This is a genomic window from Clostridium tarantellae (genome assembly GCF_009295725.1).
GTDB lineage: Bacteria > Bacillota > Clostridia > Clostridiales > Clostridiaceae > Sarcina > Sarcina tarantellae.
On record NZ_WHJC01000549.1, the window covers coordinates 1 to 969 of the forward strand.

Sequence of the window (969 nt, forward strand, 5' to 3'; positions counted from 1 at the left end):
GGAATGGAATTGAATTAAGGGTTGTAGATAGATTCTATCCTAGCAGTAAACTATGTCATGAATGTGGATGTATTAAGAAAGATTTAAAACTTTCTCATAGGGTTTATGTTTGTGATTGTGGTTACAATGAAGATAGAGATTTAAATGCAAGTTTCAATTTAAGAGATGCTAAAATCTACAAGACAGCATAATCAAGTTATTGTAGATATGTACCGTAGCTAGACGGGAATTTAAGCCTTTGGAGTGCTATATCAAATGTTAGTAAGTTCTAAGGAATGAGGACAGGTACGGTGAAGAAGGAAAGATCTCCATATGGGGTATATTTGTCCATATTTTGAGTAGCAGACGATGTAATGATAGATTTTTCAAAAGGAGTTAGTTATGAAGAATTTATAGAAACAGCAATTGAAGAAAATAAAGAAATGATTCATAAATTTGAAAAACAGGCACATATATCAGAAAAAGGAATAGAGGACATAGTGTGTATAGATGAACCTATTAATGTGGTAGTATTTTCCTTAACACGTTGTAAAGATGCTGCTACAATTTTACCTTATTTAATGCAATTAAGTGATTTAAACAATAATATACATATAACTTTTTTTGATAAAGATGAAAATGAAGATTTATTAAAAAATTTGTCAGGAGAAACAAGAGTTCCAACTATTTTAACATTAGATAATAATAATAATATCAAAAGAAAATTTATTGAGTTTCCTAAATTTGTTTATGAAAAAATATTACAAAATGAAAGTAAAAAAGAAATTATAATTAATGAATTTAGAAAAGGAAAATATAATAAGCATATACAATCCGATTTAATTAAGTTATTAGTTAATAAATAAATTATACAATATAAATATAAAGTTATGAATTTAAAATTAATAGTTCATAACTTTTTTATATTTTAATACAAATAATACTTTAAATTACAAATATAAAACTTATTAAAGATATATTTATATAGAT

General features: G+C 24.6%; 2 protein-coding genes. Both read left to right on the forward strand.

What is annotated here, in order from left to right:
• The coding region (locus GBZ86_RS16260) for a zinc ribbon domain-containing protein (RefSeq protein ID WP_152892401.1) at positions 1 to 191 on the forward strand (191 nt) is incomplete at its 5' end.
• A gap of 162 nt (positions 192 to 353) precedes the next feature.
• Complete coding sequence (locus GBZ86_RS16265; RefSeq protein ID WP_152892402.1) at positions 354 to 845, forward strand: thioredoxin family protein; 492 nt, start codon at positions 354 to 356, stop codon at positions 843 to 845.
• The last annotated feature ends 124 nt before the right edge of the window (positions 846 to 969 follow it).